At 56.3% G+C, this 20,334-nt stretch carries 19 protein-coding genes; 8 read left to right on the forward strand and 11 right to left on the reverse strand.

Going from position 1 to position 20,334, the window contains the following annotated elements:
- The first annotated feature begins 94 nt into the window (after positions 1–94).
- Positions 95–1,453 carry an amidohydrolase family protein gene (locus GRX76_RS12810; protein ID WP_160153675.1) on the forward strand — a complete coding sequence of 453 codons (1,359 nt, stop codon included), beginning with the start codon at positions 95–97 and terminating at the stop codon, positions 1,451–1,453.
- Positions 1,454–1,972: 519 nt separating this feature from the next.
- On the forward strand, positions 1,973–3,082 hold the full coding sequence (locus tag GRX76_RS12815; protein ID WP_160153676.1) for a helix-turn-helix transcriptional regulator: 1,110 nt from the start codon (positions 1,973–1,975) through the stop codon (positions 3,080–3,082).
- A 23-nt stretch (positions 3,083–3,105) separates the two neighbouring features.
- Here the strand turns inward: GRX76_RS12815 and GRX76_RS12820 are convergent, their stop codons facing one another.
- Complete coding sequence (locus GRX76_RS12820) at positions 3,106–3,786, reverse strand: NAD(P)H-binding protein (protein WP_160153677.1); 681 nt, start codon at positions 3,784–3,786, stop codon at positions 3,106–3,108.
- On the reverse strand, positions 3,776–5,284 hold the full coding sequence (locus GRX76_RS12825) for a carboxylesterase (RefSeq protein ID WP_160153678.1): 1,509 nt from the start codon (positions 5,282–5,284) through the stop codon (positions 3,776–3,778). Before GRX76_RS12825 ends, GRX76_RS12820 begins: the two co-directional genes overlap by 11 nt.
- A gap of 196 nt (positions 5,285–5,480) precedes the next feature.
- On the opposite strand from GRX76_RS12825, the gene GRX76_RS12830 reads away from it, so the two are divergent.
- Together GRX76_RS12830 and GRX76_RS12835 are read left to right on the forward strand one after the other, a co-directional pair.
- Positions 5,481–5,810: a hypothetical protein gene (locus tag GRX76_RS12830; RefSeq protein ID WP_160153679.1), complete on the forward strand. Its 330-nt coding sequence runs from the start codon at positions 5,481–5,483 to the stop codon at positions 5,808–5,810.
- 160 nt (positions 5,811–5,970) lie between these two features.
- Positions 5,971–6,840, forward strand: coding sequence for a mechanosensitive ion channel family protein (locus GRX76_RS12835; RefSeq protein ID WP_160153680.1), 870 nt, complete (start codon positions 5,971–5,973; stop codon positions 6,838–6,840).
- Between the two features lie 2 nt (positions 6,841–6,842).
- On the opposite strand, the gene GRX76_RS19405 is transcribed toward GRX76_RS12835, so the two are convergent.
- From GRX76_RS19405 to GRX76_RS12850, 3 genes are all read right to left on the reverse strand, one after another.
- A complete protein-coding gene (locus GRX76_RS19405) occupies positions 6,843–7,073 on the reverse strand; it encodes a zf-HC2 domain-containing protein (RefSeq protein ID WP_160153681.1) in 231 nt (76 codons plus the stop codon).
- Positions 7,070–7,771 (reverse strand): RNA polymerase factor sigma-70, encoded by a 702-nt coding sequence (locus GRX76_RS12845; protein ID WP_160153682.1) that lies wholly within the window; start codon positions 7,769–7,771, stop codon positions 7,070–7,072. Before GRX76_RS12845 ends, GRX76_RS19405 begins: the two co-directional genes overlap by 4 nt.
- Before the next feature lie 92 nt (positions 7,772–7,863).
- Positions 7,864–8,943, reverse strand: a complete 1,080-nt coding sequence (locus tag GRX76_RS12850; protein WP_160153683.1) for a DNA-binding protein — start codon at positions 8,941–8,943, stop codon at positions 7,864–7,866.
- A gap of 229 nt (positions 8,944–9,172) precedes the next feature.
- On the opposite strand from GRX76_RS12850, the gene GRX76_RS12855 reads away from it, so the two are divergent.
- On the forward strand, positions 9,173–10,228 hold the full coding sequence (locus GRX76_RS12855; protein ID WP_160153684.1) for a tyrosine-type recombinase/integrase: 1,056 nt from the start codon (positions 9,173–9,175) through the stop codon (positions 10,226–10,228).
- A 31-nt stretch (positions 10,229–10,259) separates the two neighbouring features.
- On the opposite strand, the gene GRX76_RS12860 is transcribed toward GRX76_RS12855, so the two are convergent.
- Genes GRX76_RS12860 through GRX76_RS12870 form a run of 3 tightly spaced genes read right to left on the reverse strand, consistent with a single transcriptional unit; the run spans position 10,260 to position 11,902 of the window.
- Positions 10,260–10,643 (reverse strand): AzlD domain-containing protein, encoded by a 384-nt coding sequence (locus tag GRX76_RS12860; protein ID WP_236250356.1) that lies wholly within the window; start codon positions 10,641–10,643, stop codon positions 10,260–10,262.
- Positions 10,644–10,664: 21 nt separating this feature from the next.
- Positions 10,665–11,372, reverse strand: a complete 708-nt coding sequence (locus GRX76_RS12865; RefSeq protein ID WP_160153685.1) for an AzlC family ABC transporter permease — start codon at positions 11,370–11,372, stop codon at positions 10,665–10,667.
- On the reverse strand, positions 11,369–11,902 hold the full coding sequence (locus tag GRX76_RS12870) for a helix-turn-helix domain-containing protein (protein ID WP_160153686.1): 534 nt from the start codon (positions 11,900–11,902) through the stop codon (positions 11,369–11,371). Before GRX76_RS12870 ends, GRX76_RS12865 begins: the two co-directional genes overlap by 4 nt.
- Positions 11,903–12,158: 256 nt before the next feature.
- Here GRX76_RS12870 and modA point away from each other — a divergent pair, with 256 nt between their 5' ends.
- Genes modA through modC form a run of 3 tightly spaced genes read left to right on the forward strand, consistent with a single transcriptional unit; the run spans position 12,159 to position 14,788 of the window.
- The gene (gene modA, locus GRX76_RS12875) at positions 12,159–12,956 is read left to right on the forward strand and encodes a molybdate ABC transporter substrate-binding protein (RefSeq protein WP_236250648.1); all 798 of its coding nucleotides are present in this window, start codon (positions 12,159–12,161) and stop codon (positions 12,954–12,956) included.
- Positions 12,946–13,638, forward strand: a complete 693-nt coding sequence (modB, locus tag GRX76_RS12880; RefSeq protein ID WP_160153687.1) for a molybdate ABC transporter permease subunit — start codon at positions 12,946–12,948, stop codon at positions 13,636–13,638. The genes modA and modB overlap by 11 nt, the downstream gene beginning before the upstream one ends.
- A 40-nt stretch (positions 13,639–13,678) precedes the next feature.
- A complete protein-coding gene (gene modC, locus GRX76_RS12885; RefSeq protein WP_160154958.1) occupies positions 13,679–14,788 on the forward strand; it encodes a molybdenum ABC transporter ATP-binding protein in 1,110 nt (369 codons plus the stop codon).
- 15 nt (positions 14,789–14,803) lie between these two features.
- Here the strand turns inward: modC and GRX76_RS12890 are convergent, their stop codons facing one another.
- The 3 genes from GRX76_RS12890 to GRX76_RS12900 all read right to left on the reverse strand — a co-directional run bounded on the left by GRX76_RS12890 (position 14,804) and on the right by GRX76_RS12900 (position 20,105).
- A complete protein-coding gene (locus GRX76_RS12890; protein ID WP_160153688.1) occupies positions 14,804–15,622 on the reverse strand; it encodes a TOBE domain-containing protein in 819 nt (272 codons plus the stop codon).
- Positions 15,623–15,723: 101 nt separating this feature from the next.
- Positions 15,724–18,897 carry an efflux RND transporter permease subunit gene (locus GRX76_RS12895; protein ID WP_160153689.1) on the reverse strand — a complete coding sequence of 1,058 codons (3,174 nt, stop codon included), beginning with the start codon at positions 18,895–18,897 and terminating at the stop codon, positions 15,724–15,726.
- Positions 18,898–18,902: 5 nt separating this feature from the next.
- The gene (locus GRX76_RS12900) at positions 18,903–20,105 is read right to left on the reverse strand and encodes an efflux RND transporter periplasmic adaptor subunit (RefSeq protein WP_160153690.1); all 1,203 of its coding nucleotides are present in this window, start codon (positions 20,103–20,105) and stop codon (positions 18,903–18,905) included.
- Positions 20,106–20,334: the final 229 nt, after the last annotated feature.

Below are 20,334 nucleotides of genomic sequence, written 5' to 3' on the forward strand. Positions count from 1 at the left end.
ACAACAGTAATCGTAATAACATCGGACAGAGTAGAAGCGGTCGGGTCGTTCCTGGACATTGCTCTTGGTCTGTAATTGTCCAAGGAATTTACACGTGGATTATCTGATCAAAAATGCAGAAGCGGTTCACGCTCCCCAGTCCGGGAATGTGACCGACCTTAGAATTACCAATGGCTACATTTCAGAACTGGGCCGGGATCTCGTTCCAGCGCCCGGCGAAACGCTAATCGACGCCGGTCAATGTGTTGTACTGCCGGGGCTCGTCAACACCCATCATCACCTTGCCCAGTCTGTACTGAAAGGCGTGCCCGAAGGCTTGAATCAGGGACTAGGGGAGTGGTTGGCATCAGTTCCTTACCGCTTCTGGCCACACTTCACTCCCCGGCTGATGTATCTCGCCGCGACATTGGGATTGTCTGAATTGCTGCGCTCGGGAGGAACCACCTGCGCAGACCACCATTACCTTTACCATGCCGGTGTAACCGAGGAACTGGAGGATGCGGTGTGGCAAGCGGCGGAGGATCTGGGTATCCGTCTCGTGCTATGTCGCGGCGGTGCAACCGTCTCCGGTTCACATAAAGGCATGGCGCGGGCCGGTATTCGCCCCGAAAATATCGATACCATGCTCGAGCGTATCGACGCTAGCCGCAGTCGCTATCATCAGCCACACTCCAATGCCATGCGCAAGCTGGTCGTCGCGCCAACCAGTTTGATTCACTCGAGTAGGGCAGAGGACCTACGCGCACTCGCGGCCTACGCCCGAGAATACGACTTACGACTACATTCCCACCTTCTCGAAGTCCCTTTCGACGAATCCCAGGCCCAGGCGCTGCATGGCTGTTCTGCCGTCGAGTATGCCGCCCGTTGCGACTGGTTAGGGCCCGATGTCTGGTTTGCACATCTGGTACAGGCGACGACGGCAGATATCGAGCAACTGGTTGCAACCGGTACCGGAATCAGCCATTGCCCAACCTCTAATTGCCGTCTCGGCAGCGGTATTGCGCCAGTGACCGCAATGGATAAGGCCGGCATGCCGGTATCACTGGGGGTTGATGGCTCTGCATCTTCTGAGTCTGCCTCCATGATTCAGGAGGCAAATCTGTCCTGGTTGCTGCACCGGGCCGTACATGGACCTGACGCCACAACACTGGAACGCTGCCTGGATTGGTCGAGCGTAAACGGCGCCAGATTGCTGGGTTTGGACATTACAGGTGAATTGGCGATTGGCCGCGCAGCGGATCTGGTGGTCTACGATCTGGCGCATTACCGATACACCGGAGTGCATGCACGCACGTTAGCTCCAGTGATGGCCGGCGAACCTGTAAAAGTGAAAACAAGCTTCGTAGACGGCCGCCAAGTTGTCGATAACGGCGAAGTAGTTGGCCTTGATCTGGCGCAAGTTGCCAGCGAATTGAGTCGTGAAATGCTGCAGTTACTGAAGCGTGCCGGCTGACCTTGCTACTAGCGCGTAAACGCGTGGCATACCTGGTTGTTTTAATTGGTGCATGTTCTTGTGCACTTAAATTCTCAAGCCCCGAACAGGGGCATCTAGCTTTTTCGCAACGTTATTGATGTCGCTAGAAGTTAAAGGCGAGAAGCAAGAGTTTCGAATCCTGCACTCAGATCGCGCAGTTTCGCCACATATCAATCTATGCCGTGCGAACAGAGATTTTTCGCGATATTTACTGGCCGGACGGGCAGGATTTATCGATGTTAGCGAAGTTCTCTAGAAAAGTTCTTTACGGAACTGGGTTGCCGACTTTCCATAGAGCTGCTGGAGGATGGCGGTCAGCCGGAGTAATCGTGGGCATTCAGTAGTGACAGTCGGCAGTAGCAGAAACCTCACTCTCACCATTAAATACATCATTTAACATAATCTATATTATGCGCACACGCACATGGCGAACTATGATTGTAGAGGCTCAGCTTCCGCTTCGCTAAAATCAACGGATTACACCAAATAGCTCCCCATATGGCTTCAGTACTCGAACAAGAACACAGCCTGATTCTCGCGCTCTATGGCTCATTGACCAATCGCAGCGGTTTTCATGCATTCCTTGAGGCGTTGGCGAACGCAGTTCATGGTTGCGCTTCACAGCTCATCGTAGTTCGCAGAAGCCCCATGCAAATCGACCATCTCTGGTATCACGGTCTGTCCGAGGAATTCCTGGCCTGGTACCAGGAAAACAACATGATCGCGCAGGATGTGGTTACCAATCATGCGGTCCGCCAGCCGCCGGGACAGTTTCAGTCTGCGCTACCGCTGTTACTGGAGTTTCACCCGGACAAAGATTATGAAAAATGGGAAACCGAGCAGGACATGCTCGATTCTGCATGGCTGGTAATCGACAGATCGGATACGCATACGTTTTTCCTCAGTATCCAACGTACCGTGGCCCAGGGCGCTTTTCTACGCAGTGATCTGGAGTCCCTCAATCGTTTGGTGCCACATATTCGTCAAACGATTCAGCTCTATCGGCAAATGGCGTCCCGCAGCCGAATAGCGGATTCGCTGTCTGGGGTCATTGAGATACTGCCGGATGCGACTTTTGTGCTGGATAGCTTTTCGTCGATAATTTATTCAAATCGGGCAGCACGTGAGCTGATTCAACGTGAGCGGTGCCTGAGTATCCACGATGAGCGATTTACGTTCGATGAGAAAGAGCTTCAGGCAATCTTTATGAGAACCTCAGCCGAGGTTGTACGTTCCAGCATGGGACAGGGCGTCTATTGCAGCGAGGCACTTTTGCTTAAAAGGCGTGATCGCAGCCCTTTGATATTAACCATCTGCCCCATTGAAAGTAGTGAACTGCTTTCAGGCGGTGCGCTGGTAACAGTATATGATTCAAACGGCCGCCCTCTTCCTACTGCGCGTCAAATCGCCAAATATTTCGATCTGACGGAAGCTGAAGCGCAAATCTGTGAAAGCCTTGCCATCGGCCAGGATATCCAGGCGATCGCCGATATCAGGGGACGCAGTGTGGCCACAGTGCGAAATCAACTGAAGAAAATCTTCGAAAAAACCGGCTGTACTCGCCAGGGAGAGTTGATCAGCCGAATTCTCTCTGCATTGTTGCGCTAAGCGATAAAACACTTTGCTCAGGCTCACGCCAGCTCAGCGGAATCTACGATATGGGCACCCTGTGGGGCCCTGAGTGCTGCATCCAGCAGCGCCCGCGCGATCTTCTCCGCCGGGTTAATACGCCAACGTCGCGGCAATATGGGCCCGGAAATCTTGAGAAGTGCCGCAGCCACACGTTCACCGAAACGAAACTCATCACGCTGCCCGCCAATCAATCCCGGACGCACAAACGTCAAGGATTCGAACCCAACACCTCGCAACGCATGTTCAAGCTTTCCCTTGGTTCGGTTATAGAAAAAGCGCGAGTCCGGATCAGCCCCGACGGCAGAATTGAGTGCATAAGTTGGTGTGCCGTGCAGTCTGGCGAAGTGCGCAACCGCCAATGGGTAGTCGTGATCTACCGTGAAAAATGCTTCCCGAGAAGCCGCTTTGCGCATCGTAGTACCGAGGGTGCAGATCACCGCATCTACCTCCCACCAGTCCTCTGTCCCTGATAGCTGATCGAAGTCCACGATGGGCGCATGTAATTTAGGGTGTGCGTTTAACGAGGGGTATACGGTTAACTGGCGCCTCACCGGGGCGACCACGGACACAACCTGCGGGTTACTCAATGCCTGCCGCATCACTTCTTTGCCGACCAGGCCCGTTGCACCGACCAACAGAAGGCGTTTGTGAGTTTGATTCTCCGGCACGTTACTGGTCATGTTTGCGAATTCTTTCACTGACGTGGAGATTCTCTGATGGGAATGCGCCAGACGAAGGAGTCATATTGAGAAAATGCACAGTGTGATCCTCCTGCCACGAATAGAATGGATTCCAGCGTAATCGCAATTGCGCAGCAGCGCTGATACGCAAAGCACCGCGTTCGCCGCGCAGAGCCAGGCCACCCAATTGAATTCCGGGGCCCTTACCCTCGGGGCGCCCACCGTAAATGCTGTCGTCTGGCGGAAAAGGCAAGGCGACATGGGAGAGGGAATAAATATTCTTCGGCCAGCGCAGGCCCAGTGGCTCTTGGAGGTGGCCGCCCTGCTCTCCTTCTGGCCAGTGGCGAGCGACGACATCCGAAGACCCCCTGCCGGCGTTGGTTACCAGGGTCAGGGTGTAGTTGCGGTGCGGAGCCTGCTGAATCGCGGCGAGCATCCGGTCTGGTTTCCACGTCAGAAGCGGCTCTATTTGCGCCTGGCGGTTGATGTCGAAGAGCACCAGTTGATGCCCGCCTTCTGGCAGCAGGTTGTAGAGATGCTCCACCACGGCGGTCGCCTCTACCGTGGCGTCTACCACTGATGAAAACGAGAGGATGGGAGGCATGTCACCTAGCGCACGCTCTTCGGAAAGCGTTCTGACACGCTTTTTGATCTCCCTGGTAATCTCGTGGGAAAGCGCAGCGGCATTGATGGCAAAGGATCCATATTTGAAGGGCTCGTATTCCAGCGAATGCACGCTATCCCAGGCTACCTTGTCCATCCCCAGGAAATGCCCAACCCGGGCCTGCCATACCGCCAGTGCCGCCACCGGTGAGATACCGATTTCCGGGGATAACAGCACAAGCTTCTCAACCCGCGGTAATTCGGGGTTATCCAGCGTGCTAAGCGCGTAGTGGATCCCAAGCGCCGCGCCATTCGAATAGCCGACGATGTAGATGGGGCGCCCTTCTCCGGTTTCCGCCAAATGGCGCATTGCGAGTTTGACGGCCGCCGCCATATCTTGCCAGCTGACGGTGGTCAGCCCGGACGGCGCTGTTCCGTGCCCCGGGATTCGCAGCCCCAGCACCGTGGCGCCGGATTCGTGGAACCGCTGCCCCAGGTGACGAAGGCTATAGGGAGCATCGGTGAGTCCGTGCAACAGCAATACCATTGCGCGGGGATTGTCCCGCTCCAACAGGAAACTGCGATTCCAGTTGGGCGACCAGCGTGCGGGGTCCGCCAAACTGCCCCTCTGGTAGCGATTGAAACTGCTCTCAGTGGCCGGGGCCGTTTTCGCGTAAATTTCTCCGTCAAGTTGTGCAAACAACCGGTCTTCCAGCGCCAAGTATTCCGTGAAGCTGGCTACTTGTGCCTCCTCGGTGAACTCCTCATCCAGCTCGGTCGTCAGCCAGATCGGCAGCTCTGGGCCACGGTTTAAATAGACGATGTAGCCTGTCACAAGCAGCAGCAGGCTTGTGGCAACACTGGCGAGCAGTAGCCGAACGGTGGCGGGCAGCATGCGAAATGGGTTTCGTAGAGGTTTCAGGTGCGCGCTCCCCATAGGTGAAGTGTGACGTCCGTCATAAGCCGCTCGTCCGCCTGTTGCTGTCGCGCGAAAATATTGTCATTGAATTCATGGTGTTAGCCCTTTGGGACGTATGTTCCCATTAGCGATTCCGCTAGGATGCGCCCTCATTTTCTCGGGGGAGATTACCATGTCAATTGGACAGAAAATATTTAACGCCATCGAACTGTTTTCCGCGGAAGCACCGCATTTCCAGCGTTTTATCGCCGCACTCAAGGATACACTGATCGAAAACGGCGCCGCGCCCAAAATGGCAGAGCGCACCGCAGAGGTAACGGCTGATGCGCTATCCCAGGAGTCTGCTGGTGACCATCACCTGGGAATGGCGCAGCTGATCGCGTTTCACCCAGTGCTGCTGGAAACCATGGGTAGTGACCTGCCAACAATCAGTGCCATGCACAAATATATGTCCTTCTATCTCAGCTTTGCCGATGATGCTGCTGCGGTCAGTATCAACTGACCACCATCACGGGTTTTTGACAGACTCTGCGACTACCGGTGGATTTCCGCGCCCTTGTATTACACCCAACGGCTGTTTAACATCCAGCCTCGGTTTGCCGCGGTGACTGGCTAAACTGATTTATCCCTCCTGATTTTTCACCGAGCGTCCTGGGTTTTTCATGTTGATCGAGCTGTACCATAAGTTTGCGGACAACAAGCTGGTATTGAGCCTGCTGCTCATTGCCACGGTAATTCTGTTGCGCTTCCTGCTGACGCTTCTGTTCAAGAAGTCCGGCTGGGCGCGCCAGGATGTTCGGCGCCGAATTCACATGGTGCACAACTTCAGCAACCTGCTGATGGTGATCAGTCTTTTTGCAATCTGGGTTTCTGAATTACGGGATTTTGCGCTGTCGATCGCAGCGTTTTCGGTGGCCATTGTCATTGCGCTGCGGGATGTAGTCGCTTGCCTTGTGGGAGGGCTCTACCAGGCCAGCATGCGCTCTTTCACCATTGGCGACTGGGTGCGGATTGGTGACCAGTTTGGCGAGGTCATCGACAACAACTGGCTGAGCACCACCCTGCTGGAAATTGATCCGCACGGCCTCGGTAACGGCTATACCGGTACCACCCTGTACGTACCCAACAACGTGTTCTTCACCCAACCGGTGAAAAACCTGAATTTCATGCGCCGCTACATTGAGCATACTTTTGCCATCGTGCGTGAGAACAAGGGCGAAAATCCATTTGCCATCAAGCCCTACATCACCGAGCGCGTGCTGGAGCACTGCGAATCCTTCAAGGATGTGGCCGAACGCTACTGCAAATTGATCGAGAGTCGTATGGGCGTTGATCTGGCTGGCACCGAACCGAAAATCAAATTCAGCACCAGCGAACTTGGACACGACGTTTTGACGATCACCCTGTTCTGCCCTCGTGAAGAGGCGACGAATATCGAACAGAAGGTTACCGAGGACTTTTACCAGTTCTGGTATGGGGCCAAGGCTGGCCCTACAGGTGGCGCTTCAGAGCCAGTCGAAGAACCCGTTTAAGCTCAAGAGTCTAGATCGGAGCTGCCACGTGCGGCTCCATCTTTCCCGTCCGCCTCAGATGCTGTCTTCGCGTAGCCTTTCGACAGCTGGCGCAAGGTGCGCATCTGATCGCCGAAATTGCGACAGCCTCGACACATCAGCAGATGCAATTTCAGCTGGAGTTTTTCACCCCCGTGTAATGGTCGCTCCAGCTGTTCCGAGAGCAATCGAGTGGCTTGTTTGCAGTTCATCATGCCGTGGATTCCCCTCTCGATCTTGCTGCGGACGTTTCAAACCAGCTGTTCTCCAGGCATTCACGCAAGCGCAACCTGGCGCGGTACAGAATCACATGAAGGTTACTGGTAGACAGCGACAACTGGCTGCAGATTTCCTCGGATTCCAGCTCGATAAATTCCCGCATCATAAACACCCGCGCCTGCTTTTCCGGCAAGCCATTCAAGCAGGCGTCAAATACTCGCCAGAAGTGGTCGCTCTGCACGCCCCCCTGCGGGCCATTCCAGCTGGTCGGACGCTCTGCCCGGTGCCAGTGACCATTGGTTTTAAACAGGGCATCCATAAATTGTTGCTCCCGCTGCTCCTCGTCGCCGAGCTGACTGGAGGCAATAACCCGCTGACGGTAGCGCAGGGCATCGGCAATTTTGAATTTGAGAATCGAGAAGACCCAGGTTTTCAGGGCCGACTGGCGGGCAAAGGACTCGATATTTTTCAGCGCCCCGGCTAGCGCTTCCTGCACCGCATCTTCCGCTTGATCGTCATCGCGCAGCTGCAGGCGCGCAAATTTGAGCATCTGAGCACGTAATTCCGCCAGAAACTGCGGATCAACCAGCTGTTCTTCTACGGTGGCGCCAGAGGGACCAGAAACAGCGGCGTCACGCTCGACACCGGAGCTTCCCTCTTCCACGAAACTGTCACTGCCCTCTGAATCACTCATATTGCCGTTTTCTATACTTGCTCGTTATTAGTCGCGGTTCAGGCCGCATACTTACAGACTCCAATGAAAAGGTATAGAGCGCCCTTACCGAACTACGGCTGCAACGCAGTGTCCTGTGTCTGCACTGCGCGTTCCAGCTGCACCAGTTGACCTTTCAGCTCCGCCTTTTCCTGAAGCGCCTGTTGGTGTTCCATACGCAGTGACGTCAAGTTCTCGCGCAACCGCTTAATCTCGATTTCCAGTTTACTGCACGCTTGGCGCTGCAGCTCGGAATCCCGGGTACAGGCCGCATTGCTGCTCGACAGACCGGCAACCTGATCTCTCAGCTGCGCGATTTCCGCGGCACTTTCCTGCAATTTAATCGCCTGCGCGTTATGGTGCTGCCGCATTGAGTCAAGTTCCGCGCGCTCGGCAGTGAGCGCCTGTTGCGCCAGCTGCAGTTCTGAAGCCTGCGCTGCGCTGCGAGAACCCAGCTCCGCAAACTGCTGTTCACGTTCATCAAGGCGTCGCCCGGCAACGGATAGCTGCTCATTCAGATGGGCGATCTGCCCGTTCAGTTGCGCGGTGCTCTGGCGAAACTGGTCCCGCTCCTGCTGGCGATCATCGGCGATTCGCTGCTGAAAAAACTCGAAGTGCTCTCTTACCGTACGATTCTCCTGCTTGAGTTCATCGACGCTATTGCGGAGTTCGGCAATCCGCACGCCCGCCTCCTCTCGCTGAAATTCACTTTTAGCCAGAGCTGCTCGCGATTCATCCAGAGATTTGTGTAATTCCCGATTGCTTTCTTCAGAGCTACCCAGCTTTTGTTCCAGCTCCTGCAGGCTGGCGCTACGCTCCGCGAGAACTACTCGCGCCTCCACAAGTTCTGCCCGCACAAGTTCCAGCGCTTCCTCGGATTCTTCACGTACGGTATCTATTCTGCGATCAGCATCGTCTTGAATACGCTGTTGCAGACCCTTTAACGCATCCACCAGATCTTTCGGCAGACCGCCAATTTCACTTTGGGCATTGCCCGTTTCCGCTTTCCAGCGCTTCAGCAAGGGCGCAATCGTGCTTTTGCTACCGGTACCCAGCTCCTCCCGCACGCGATCGACGGTTGGCTCTTCGCCGCGCTGCTTGATGGTGTCTGCTGCCTGGACGATATCGAAATAGTTGACGCCTGTACGTGCCATTTTGGTTCCTTGTCGGCCGAACTGGCCGATTCCTTTATTCTCGGTTTCGGTTAATTTCGTACTGTATTACGTGTTACGTAATAATGCATAATTTTTTCTTTTTTGCTCACCTTTTAACATCGAATTTCTAACCCACGATAATTAAACTTATCGTGGGTTATGTTTTCTTAGTGTGAGAAAATGCCCGCCTCACCAGTACAGAATCCAACTTTTGGACACGACCCTGGATATGGAAAAGTCTCCTCTCGAACTGCCAAGCCTCGAATCGCCAAGCCTTGAATCCGCCCGACTCGATACGCCGGAACCCCGCAAGCAACTGCCCAGGGAAACCGTGCAGGCGTACCTGAATGCCGCCACCTCAGAAAGCACCCGCAAGGCGTACCGTTCCGCAATTCGGCAGTTCGAGAAATGGGGCGGACGGCTACCCACGGACAGCGAAACCTTGACCCAATACCTGCTTGGCCGCGCGCAAACACTGAACCCACGGACTCTTGATTTACACCTGACCGCTATCGGGCAGTGGCACCGCTACCAGGGCATCGCAAACCCGGCCCAGGAACCGCTGGTGCAGAAAACCATGAACGGCATCCGCCGCATTCACGCCAAGCCCAAACAAAAGGCAAAGGCCCTGCGGCTGGAGCACATCGCGCAAATGGCCAGCCACCTGCGCGCACGCACGGACAGCAGGAAAAAGTATCGGGACCTGGCATTGATCCTGGTGGGATTCTTCGGAGCATTTCGACGCAGCGAGCTGGTCGCGATTCGGGTTGAAGATCTGATATGGGAGGAGGATGGCCTGATTGTGCATTTGCCGCGATCAAAGACAGACCAGACGGGCCAAGGCATGCAGCGCGCCCTCCCTTTTGGCGACAAATCGGTGTGCCCGGCATCCGCCCTCAGAGATTGGTTGGCGGCAGCCGATATGACGGAAGGACCCGTATTCTGTGCGGTAAACCGCTGGGATCAGGTTCAGCGCAAGCCACTCAACCCAGGCGCAATCAATCAGCTACTGAAGCAACTGGGCGCTGAGTGTGGCTTTGACTTTATTGGCAACCTGAGCAGCCACAGCTTCCGCCGAGGGCTATCCACCTCCGCGGCACGTGAAAAGGTAGATTTTGAATTGATCAAAAAGCAAGGCGGCTGGAAGAGTGATGCAACGGTTTGGGAGTACATCGAAGAGGGGCAGCGGCTGACCGACAATGCCGCAACCGCGCTAATGGAAAAAATGGCCGCAATCAGCGCTGATTCTGCCGGGCCGGTCGATGACGACAAACATCAAAGCTAGAGAGTTTGGCAACTACCTAATGATCCAAAAATCAAACAAGGAAACTGGCCAGGAAAATCACAACCCCGTATACAGCGACACCGGCCAACACTGGCCACCCCAGTGATCTGGTTTTCTCCCAGACCACCATCGTTACCAGTACGCCGAATACTGTCGCCAGGCCCGACGCCAAACTGAGCTTGCTCGGCACCAGTGACACGCCAAACATGGCCGCGATCATAAGCGGCCCGAGCACACTGAGCCAGGTTGGCATGGCCTCCAGGGTATTCTTGGTGCTGCGCCGCAGCAGATGGCGCCGCATCCACACTAACGGAAGTGCGCGCATCAGGTAGGTCCCGATCGCCGCGGCAATCAACGCCGCCCAGAGGTCAACGCCCATTCCAGTCCCCAGCTCGCTCGCTAGTCCTGTGTCCACTCTACTTCCCTCTTAATATGGCTACTTGAGTGCGCCCAACCCGAAAAAGACCACAGCGCCGGCAATCGCAGCAACCGGAATCGCCGCATTCGTCATGCCATTCAGTGAAAAGACCAGCGCAACCACCACAGTACTACCGAGCGCAAGCGACCAAAGTCGGGAGGTAAACCGAGGTGCCAACAGCACCAGGAAAAGCGCCGGCAAGGCAAATGGCATCACCTCGGCAAATAACGGCCATTGTTGTGTCAGTTCCTTACCCGCTACAGCCCCAAGCGCAGTGCCACCAATCCAGCTGAACCAGGCCAGCAAGCTACTACCGAAGAACCAGCCAACTCGCTCGTCCGGGGCGAGTTGCGGCAAGCGCGTATGCGCCAGAGCGAAGATTTGATCCGTAAGTCCGTGCATCAGCCAGGGCCACCAGCGGCTACCGGTCAGCCAGGGAACCAGATTGGGCCCATAAATGACATGGCGCGCATTAATCAGCAGCGTCATCACTACCACAAACCACAGAGGAGCACCGGAGGCGACCATGGCGACAAACAGGAACTGGGAGGCACCGGCGTAAATCAGCACGGAGATGGCGACGGCTTCCCAGCTACTGAATCCGGACTGGACGGCAATAAGCCCAAAAGAAATCGCCACCGGAATATAACCGCCCAGCAAAGGAATGGATTCGCGTACCCCCATCAGCCACGGGCGATTGTTGCTAGTCTCAGCCTGTAAGTTCACAGCGTTTCTTCTCCGCGAGCAGCGTAAACGATCGTAACCAGCAGCGTGGCCCAGGCATCTCCGGTTCGATAGAGGTGAGGATGATCGGCCGGGAAACTATGACTCTCACCCGGGCCCAGTAGTCTGGTATGCCCCTCGAGACCGGCTTCCAGCACACCACTGATGACCATTACCGATTCTGTCGCGCCAGGTGTATGCGTTTCGGCAACACGCAACGTCTGCGGCGCACATGACATCCAGTAGGCGTCGACTTGGGGGTTGTCGCCGCCACGGTCGATCAGCCGCACCAGTACTCCTTCATCTTCTACCGGCGATGTCATTGGCTCGACCAGCTGACTGAAGGGTACCTCCAGCTGCACGGCAATACGCCAAATAGTATCGAGTGTCGGATTTCCATTGCCCTGCTCCAGGCGAGACAGGTTTGACTTGGCAATGCCGGCTGCCGCCGCAAGCTGTGAGAGCGAGATACCGCGAGCCATCCTCAGGTTCTGAAGATGCCGCCCCAGGTTATCGAGAGAGAGTTTGTCCACCTGCAGTTCCCGCAGTCGTTCGATATAAGGAACGCTTTATAACGGAATCGTTCCATAAATGGAACACCTCGCACACGAAATAAGGAATTCACCGGCGTAACGTTTAAGTACATCAGCCACCTTCCCCGATTCATTGCCGCTGACTTCTCGGGCTTAGCGGCTCCCCCGACCACAGGAAGGCGAGTTTGGGCTTGCCATTATTCGTTATATACCCAAATATATAACGACTTCGAAGACGGTGTAGGTGAGGATTTTGGTGCAGGGCGCGGGCTTTAGGGGCGCAACAGTGCGCGCATTACTTCTTTTATGGTTGCTCTCCCCGACAATTACACGGGCGGACGAGCTAATCATCGCGGTAGCCTCAAACTTCACCGCGCCCATGCGTGATATTGCCAAACAATTTGAGCAAGACAGCGGTCACAAGGTGACACTGGCATTTGGCTCTTCCGGGAAAATCTTCGCCCAGATCAGCCATGGGGCGCCCTACCAGGCATTTTTTTCTGCCGACCAGGCGAAGCCTGCGCAGTTAATAGAGCGGAAACTCGCTGACGCCGACAGCCGCTATACCTATGCCGAAGGCAAGCTTGCACTATGGTCCATCAAGCCCGGGTTTGTGGACGCCGACGGAGAAGTGCTCAGGGGCAACGAATACAACAAGCTTGCACTGGCCAACCCCAAGCTAGCCCCATACGGCGCGGCAGCGCTTGAAGTGCTGCAACATCTCGAACTGGAAGACTTAACCCGTGCGCGCTGGGTGCAGGGAGAAAATATCTCCCAGACCTTTCAGTTTGTAGCGAGCGGCAATGCAGATTTGGGGCTGGTAGCGCTGCCGCAGATCCTCCAGCAAGGCCACATCGCCGAAGGGTCCGCGTGGATCCCTCCTTCCAAGCTTTACAAGCCGATCCGACAGGACGCGGTCATTCTCAAGGGCGCCGCTGGTATACCGGCGCTACAGGAATTCTGGCGATTTATCCAAAGCCCCGAGGTGCACGCAATCATTCGCGCCTACGGTTACAGCACCCCCTCGCAAGCCGGGGATGAACATGTTGAGTGACGCCGACCTCGCAGCCATCGGGTTAACACTGCGGCTTGCCACAACCGTTACGATTTTGCTGTTGCTACTCGGTACTCCACTGGCACTGTGGCTGGCAAAAACCCGTTCTCTCTCTAAAGGCCCGGTAAGCGCACTGGTGGCGCTACCGTTAGTATTGCCGCCAACGGTACTCGGTTTTTATCTGCTCATTTTTATGGGCCCGTCTGGCCCCATGGGACAATTCACCGAGATGCTCGGACTGGGCACCCTGCCCTTTACCTTCTGGGGATTGGTCGTGGCCTCGCTGCTCTACTCATTGCCGTTTGTGGTCCAGCCCATTCAGAATGCCATCGAGGCGCAGGGAACACGGCCCGATGAAGTGGCTGCAACATTGGGAGCCAGCCCGTGGAACCGCTTTTGGCATGTGACCCTCCCCCTGGCCAAACCCGGCATTCTTACCGCGTCGGTACTCGGGTTTGCTCACACTGTCGGAGAATTCGGCGTGGTTCTGATGATCGGCGGCAATATTCCCGGAGAGACCCGCGTGGTCTCCGTCCAGATTTACGACCACGTCGAAGCGCTGGAATACACCCAGGCCCACTGGCTCTCCGCGGCGATGATCGTATTTTCCTTTGTGGTGTTACTGGCGCTCTATCTCCTCCAGCAGCGCAAGTCGGCTCTGGGGGTGCGCTATGGCGTTTGAGCGGCCAGCCAAAGGAATTACAGGACACTTCTATCTGCCTATGCCGAGCCAGGCAAATAGCCGGCAATTTTCCCTGGATGTTCAGCTGGCGTTACCCGGGCGTGGCGTTACTGGAATCTTTGGCCCTTCAGGCTCCGGCAAAACCACCCTGCTCCGCTGCATTGCCGGACTGCAACCCTGTGAAAATGGCAGCCTCTCTGTAAATGGTGCGCTGTGGCAGTCAGTCCACAAACCGCGGAAGGCACTGGCGGTGCACAAGCGGCCTCTCGGATATGTGTTTCAGCAACCGAGTCTGTTTCCGCATTTGTCCGCTGCAGACAATCTGGCGTTTGCGCGCAAACGGGCCTGGGAAAACGTATCGGCTGCGGAGTACGAGCAGGTTACTGCGCTGATGGGTATCGAGCATTTGCTGAAGCAATACCCGGCAGCACTGTCCGGTGGTGAACAACAACGTGTCGCTATCGCCCGCGCGCTACTGGTCAAACCGCGCCTGCTGCTGATGGATGAACCCCTCGCTTCGCTGGATCAGATGCGAAAACGGGACATATTGCCCTACCTGGAAAAACTGCACCGAACACTGGACATACCCGTTCTTTATGTCAGCCACTCGGTGGATGAGATTGCCCGCCTGGCAGATCATCTGCTGCTGATGGAAAACGGAAAAATCCTGAATGAAGGACCGGCAACGGAAATCCTGTCGCGGACAGACTTCCCGGTGCAACTCGGGGACGACCTGGGTGTTTTGGTGGAGGCGAAGATTGCCGAGCGCAACAGTGAATGGCACCTGGCGCGGGCGCAATTTGACGGCGGCAATTTGTGGTTGCGGGATAGTGGGGAAGCGATTGGTGAGGACATTCGTGTGCGCATTCTAGCGCGCGATATCAGTCTGACGCTTGAGCAAGATACCCGGACCAGTATTCTCAACCGTGTGCCAGTTCGGGTACAGGAAATCAGTGCAGATCGCGATCCGGCGATGGTACTGCTTCGCTTGAAGCCCATCACCAACGAAACTCCGGCGACCTTAGAACCTCACGCAATCACTGAAACCCGCCTGATTGCACGCATTACCCGCCGATCGCTGCAACAATTGGCCATCCATGCCGGCAGCGAAGTCTGGGCGCAGATCAAGTCTGTTGCGATTGTCCGATAACCAGTAACAAGGCGATTATTCGACCATCAGGATCACACTAGAGGATTTGAACAGCGCACTGGCTTCATCTCCCTCCGCCAGTGCCAGTTCCTTAACACTTTCGTTGGTAATGATGGCGCCAATGGTTTTGCCATTTCCAAGCGCCAGTGAAACATCACTGTTCACCGCACCCTGCTCGATGCGACGCACGGTGCCGCGCAACTGATTGCGCGCACTGGTTTTCAGTCCCAATTCTTTGGCGAGAATCACCCAGGACGCCTTTACCAGCGCAATTGCAGTGGCCCCCACCTCTAATCCAAGGGCGGTGATGCTGTCATTGGTGATGATTGCTACCAGTGGTTGTTCCGCGCCGATATCCAGAATGACTTCTGCATTTACCGCCCCGGGTTTGACCGCAATGACCGAACCCCGAAACTGATTGCGCGCGCTGGTTTTCATGGCGCCTGCCCCTGCAAATTCCGCGATATCCGCAAACTCCCGCACTTTGCGCCCGATGCGCTCTAGAAACAGTGCGTGCTCCGCTTCCAGTGCGGTAAACCCCTTGAGAACCTTCGCCCCCATCTGCGTAAGCGCGGTACCACCACCCTGGGAGCCGCCGGCGCTGCGCACCACGAGCGGCGCGCTGGCAAGATTGTTCATGGCATCAATACGATCCCAGGCAGTTTTATAGCTGATGCCAACGGATTTTGCCGCAGCGGAAATGGAGCCGCACTCGGCAATCGCCCGCAGCAGTTGCGCCTGTTGCGTAGCGAACGACGGCTTGCCGTTGTCACCCAGTGCGAGGCTTCCCCGTAGTTGAGAATGCGGTTGCGAGATTTCTTGCTTCTTCTTCATTGCCGCAGTCTAGCGGTTTTGGTCGGCGAAATCCCAGAAACAAAAAAGGCCGGGCTGCTTACGCATTACCCGGCCAAGGTTTACAGACTGGTTAAATGGGATCAGGCGGGCTCTGTCTGCTTTTCAGACTTTTCGGCCTCAATACCCAGCGTGCCCATGAATTCTTCATCAGTGTTTTGCGCGCCCTTTTTCCCGAACAACTTCTGCACCACCACGAAGAACAGCGGGATAAAGAAGATACCCAGCAAAGTACCCACGATCATGCCCCCGAGTACACCAGTACCGATGGCTTGCTGGGCACCGGAGCCGGCGCCGGACGCAATCGCCAGGGGCAGTACGCCCAGGCCAAACGCCAGCGAGGTCATGATGATCGGACGCAGACGGTCGCGTACTGCGTGCATGGTGGCTTCAATCAGCTCCATACCCGCTTCCAGGTTCTGCTTGGCAAACTCCACGATCAAAATGGCGTTTTTACTGGTCAGACCCACGGTGGTGAGCATGGCAACCTGGAAATAGATATCACGCTCGAAACCGCGCAGGTTACTCGCCACAATTGCACCGAGAATACCCAGCGGAGCAACCAGCAGTACCGCGGTCGGCACCGTCCAGCTCTCGTAAAGCGCGGCCAGACACAGGAATACGATCAGTACCGACAATACGTACAACAGCGTGGTCTGTGAGCCGGCCTGCTGCTCTTGATAAGACAGCGCGGTCCACTCCAGTCCGAAGCCTTCCGGCAACTGGCTTACCAGGCGCTCCATTTCTGCCATGGCATCACCAGAGCTTACGCCGGGTGCGCCCTGCCCCTGAATCTGCACCGCCGGTACACCGTTGTAGCGTTCCAGGCGCGGGGAGCCGTAGTCCCAGTCAAAGGTGGCGAAAGACGATACCGGCACCATCTCACCGTTGCTGTTGCGCACGGACCACAGGCGGAAATCTTCCGGGTTCATCCGGAAAGGTGCGTCGGCCTGCATGTACACACGCTTGATACGGCCGCGATCGATAAAGTCATCGATGTACTGACCGCCCCAGGCAACGCCAAGGGTGCTGTTGATATCGCCAATGGATACACCAAGCGACGCGGCTTTCGCGTTGTTCACCTTCAGTTTGAACTGCGGCGTATCTTCCTGGCCGTTCGGACGCACGCCAGCTAAAAGCGGGCTCTGTGCAGCCATACCCAGCAGTTGATTACGCGCATTAGTCAGCGCTTCATGCCCCAGGTTGGCATTGTCCTGCAGGTACATCGCAAAACCAGCAGAAGTACCCAGCTCAGGCAGTGCCGGCGGAGAGAAAGCGTAAGCAATGGCATCCTTGATCTGGCTCAGCGCGCCCATGCCACGCATGGCAACTGCACCCGCCTGCTCGGAATCCTCCTCGCGCTTGTCCCAATCTGTCAGCTTGATAAACGCCATGGCATTGTTCTGGCCACTACCGGCGAAGCTGAAGCCCTGTACCGAAAATACGGATTCCACCAGTTCGGATTCATTATCGAGGAAGTGGTTTTCCAGCTTCTCGACTGACTCCATGGTGCGCTCCTGTGTGGCGCCAACGGGTGTTTGTACCAGAGAGAAGAGTACACCCTGGTCTTCTTCCGGCAGGAAGGAGCTGGGCGAACGCACGAACAGGAACACCATGACCGCGCTCAACAGTACAAAGAGCACCATAAAGCGACCGCTGCGGGCGAGAATGCCGCGCACACCGCGCTGGTAAGAAGCCGCGCTGCGGTCAAAATTGCGGTTAAACCAGCCGAAGAAACCTTTCTTGGTGCCGTGGTCGCCGGGCTTCAGCATGGTGGCGCAAAGCGCAGGTGTCAGTACGATCGCAACAATCACCGAGAAGGTCATGGCGGCAACGATGGTGGCCGAGAACTGGCGATAAATAATACCGGTAGAACCGTCCATAAACGCCATAGGCACGAACACCGCAGACAGCACCACCCCGATACCGATCAGTGCACCGGTAATCTGCTTCATGGATTTCTTGGTGGCTTCCTTGGGCGAGAGCCTTTCCTCGTGCATCACCCGCTCAACGTTCTCCACCACCACGATGGCATCATCCACCAGCAGGCCGATAGCGAGAACCATGGCGAACATGGTGAGCATATTCACCGAAAAGCCGAGAACTGAAAGCACCCCAAAGGTACCAAGTAATACGACTGGCACGGCAATGGTGGGAATGATGGTGGCGCGCAGGTTCTGCAGGAACAACAGCATCACCAGGAACACCAGGATGACCGCTTCCACCAGCGTCTGGATCACGCCTTTGATCGACACTTCCACAAACGGCGTGGTATCGAAAGGAATCACCGTTTTCAGACCAGCGGGGAAATTCGAGTTAAGTTCCGCCAGTTTCTCTTTGACGGCCGCCGCGGTTTCCAGCGCGTTGGCACCGGTAGCCAGGGAGATCGCCACACCGGTGGCCGGCGCACGGTTGTAACGGGTCAGGAAGTCATAGCTCTCGGTACCCATTTCCACACGCGCGACATCCCCCAGCTTCAATACCGAGCCATCCGGGTTTGCCCGCAGTACCACATTGCGGAATTCTTCCGGCGTCTGCATACGGCTTTGCGCGGTGATACTGGCCGTCAGCTGCTGCCCGTCCACCGCCGGTGTGCCGCCGAGGCTGCCAATGGCTACCTGAGAGTTCTGGTTACGCACAGAAGCCATGATGTCGGACGGCGTCAGCTTGTAAGCGTCGAGCTTGTTCGGGTCCAGCCAGATACGCATGGCGTACTTGGAACCGAATACCTGAATGCTGCCCACGCCGGGCACCCGGCTAAGCGGGTCCACCAGGTTGGATACCACGTAGTCCGCGATATCCTCTTTTTTCATACTGCCATCGGTAGAAACAAAGCCCGCAACCATCAGGAAGCCGGCGCGGCCTTTACCCACGGTCAGGCCCTGGCGCTGTACGATTTCAGGCAACAGCGGCATAGCCAGCTGCAGCTTGTTCTGTACCTGTACCTGGGCAATGTCCGGGTCGGTACCGTTGGCAAACGTCAGGGTCACTTCCGCAGTACCAATGGACTGACTGGTAGCAGACATATACAGCAGACCGTCGAGGCCCTTCATATTCTGCTCGATCACCTGGGTCACCGAGTCCTCGATGACTTTGGCCGAGGCACCGGGATAGGCGCCAGAAATGGAAACCACTGGCGGTGCAATATCCGGGTAGCGCTCTACCGGTAACTTGCTGATCGCGAGACTGCCGAACAGCATCACGACGATGGCGATCACCCATGCAAAGATCGGGCGATCGATAAAGAAACCTGCCATTTCAATTACCCCTTGCTGGCGTCGCTCTGCGCGCTATCTGCGGTTTCATTTTTCGGCGCCGGCAGGTCTACAGGTGCAGGCGCAGCGGCCTCACCAGCATTCACTACCACACCTGGGCGAACCTTCTGCAGGCCCTCGACAATCACGCGGTCACCAGCCTTCAGGCCACTCTCGACCAGCCAGCTGGCACCCACAGTTTGAGAGACCTGTACCGGGCGTACTTCCACGGTATTGCCTTCACCAACCACCATCGCTGTGGTGTTGCCCTTGGGGTCGCGCGCGATGCCTTGCTGCGGCACCAGTACGGCATTTTCACGCTGCCCACTGCCTACGGACGCGCGCACATACATTCCCGGCAACAGCGCATGGTCCGGATTGGGCACCACTACGCGCAGGCGAACACTGCCCGTCGTCGGGTCGACACTCACTTCAGAGAATTCGAGTTTGCCAGCGTGGGGATAGGGGCTGCCGTCTTCGAGAAGAATGGTGACCGGGAGGTCGTCGGTGTTCTCCATGGTGCCCGCTGCCAGCGCCTTGCGCAGGTTCAGCAATTCGCTGACCGACTGGGTCAGATCCACATAAATCGGGTCCAGCTGCTGGATCGTCGCCAGCGGCGCTGCCTGATTGGCATTCACCAGAGCGCCCTGAGTCACCGAGGAAATTCCGATACGACCACTGATCGGCGCACTGATTCGGGCGAACTCCAGCGTTACCTTGCTGCGTTGCACCGCCGCTTTTGCTGCGGCCACATCCGCTTTCGCCTGCTGCAGTGAGGCAACCGCGGTATCGTTGTCCTGCTTGCTCACTGCACCGGTCTTTACCAGCTCTTGGGTTCGGCCGGCCTGGAGTTTTGCCACATTCAACGACGCTTGCGCCCGCTCCAACGAGGCCTTGGCACTGTCGTAGTCGGCCTGATAGCGGGCGTCATCCAGCTGATACAGCGCTGCGCCAGCTTCAACAAGACCGCCCTCTTTAAACAATTGTCCCTTAACGATGCCATCCACCTGCGGGCGCACTTCCGCCACCTTGAAGGGATTGGTTCGCCCGGGCAGCTGACGCGTCAGGGTAACCGGCTCGCTCGCCAGGGTGACGACGGTGACCTGCGGCGTATGCCCTTGCATGGCTTGCTGCTTTTCCCCGCAGGCTGACAGCAGCGCTACGGCAAGCAACAGGCTGCCAGAGATCAACGACTTCTTTTTCTGCAACATGACGACCTCGTGATTGCGTCCATACTGGCGCCGAAATACGGGCACCAAGGGAAGTGGAATCCTGGTTGAAAGATGCCGCTCACGACGAACTCCCCCGGAGCGGCGATTCCCAACTGACCGTGACAGGCTGACTGATAGACCCGGTCAATAAAGAAACAGATGGACCAGACAAACGTGACTTATCTGGCGAATACCGACAATTTAAATACATGCATGAATGAATATCAAC

It is taken from the genome of Microbulbifer sp. ALW1, from assembly GCF_009903625.1.
Classification (GTDB): Bacteria; Pseudomonadota; Gammaproteobacteria; order Pseudomonadales; family Cellvibrionaceae; genus Microbulbifer.

Bases quoted from the DNA above. Each gene is read 5' to 3' on its own strand.
- GRX76_RS12815 (WP_160153676.1), top strand. From the start codon at position 1,973: ATGGCTTCAGTACTCGAACAAGAACACAGCCTGATTCTCGCGCTCTAT.
- GRX76_RS12820 (WP_160153677.1), bottom strand. From the start codon at position 3,786: ATGACCAGTAACGTGCCGGAGAATCAAACTCACAAACGCCTTCTGTTG.
- GRX76_RS12825 (WP_160153678.1), bottom strand. From the start codon at position 5,284: ATGCTGCCCGCCACCGTTCGGCTACTGCTCGCCAGTGTTGCCACAAGC.
- GRX76_RS12830 (WP_160153679.1), top strand. From the start codon at position 5,481: ATGTCAATTGGACAGAAAATATTTAACGCCATCGAACTGTTTTCCGCG.
- GRX76_RS12835 (WP_160153680.1), top strand. From the start codon at position 5,971: ATGTTGATCGAGCTGTACCATAAGTTTGCGGACAACAAGCTGGTATTG.
- GRX76_RS19405 (WP_160153681.1), bottom strand. From the start codon at position 7,073: ATGATGAACTGCAAACAAGCCACTCGATTGCTCTCGGAACAGCTGGAG.
- GRX76_RS12845 (WP_160153682.1), bottom strand. From the start codon at position 7,771: ATGAGTGATTCAGAGGGCAGTGACAGTTTCGTGGAAGAGGGAAGCTCC.
- GRX76_RS12850 (WP_160153683.1), bottom strand. From the start codon at position 8,943: ATGGCACGTACAGGCGTCAACTATTTCGATATCGTCCAGGCAGCAGAC.
- GRX76_RS12855 (WP_160153684.1), top strand. From the start codon at position 9,173: ATGGAAAAGTCTCCTCTCGAACTGCCAAGCCTCGAATCGCCAAGCCTT.
- modB (WP_160153687.1), top strand. From the start codon at position 12,946: ATGTTGAGTGACGCCGACCTCGCAGCCATCGGGTTAACACTGCGGCTT.
- modC (WP_160154958.1), top strand. From the start codon at position 13,679: ATGCCGAGCCAGGCAAATAGCCGGCAATTTTCCCTGGATGTTCAGCTG.
- GRX76_RS12890 (WP_160153688.1), bottom strand. From the start codon at position 15,622: ATGAAGAAGAAGCAAGAAATCTCGCAACCGCATTCTCAACTACGGGGA.
- GRX76_RS12895 (WP_160153689.1), bottom strand. From the start codon at position 18,897: ATGGCAGGTTTCTTTATCGATCGCCCGATCTTTGCATGGGTGATCGCC.
- GRX76_RS12900 (WP_160153690.1), bottom strand. From the start codon at position 20,105: ATGTTGCAGAAAAAGAAGTCGTTGATCTCTGGCAGCCTGTTGCTTGCC.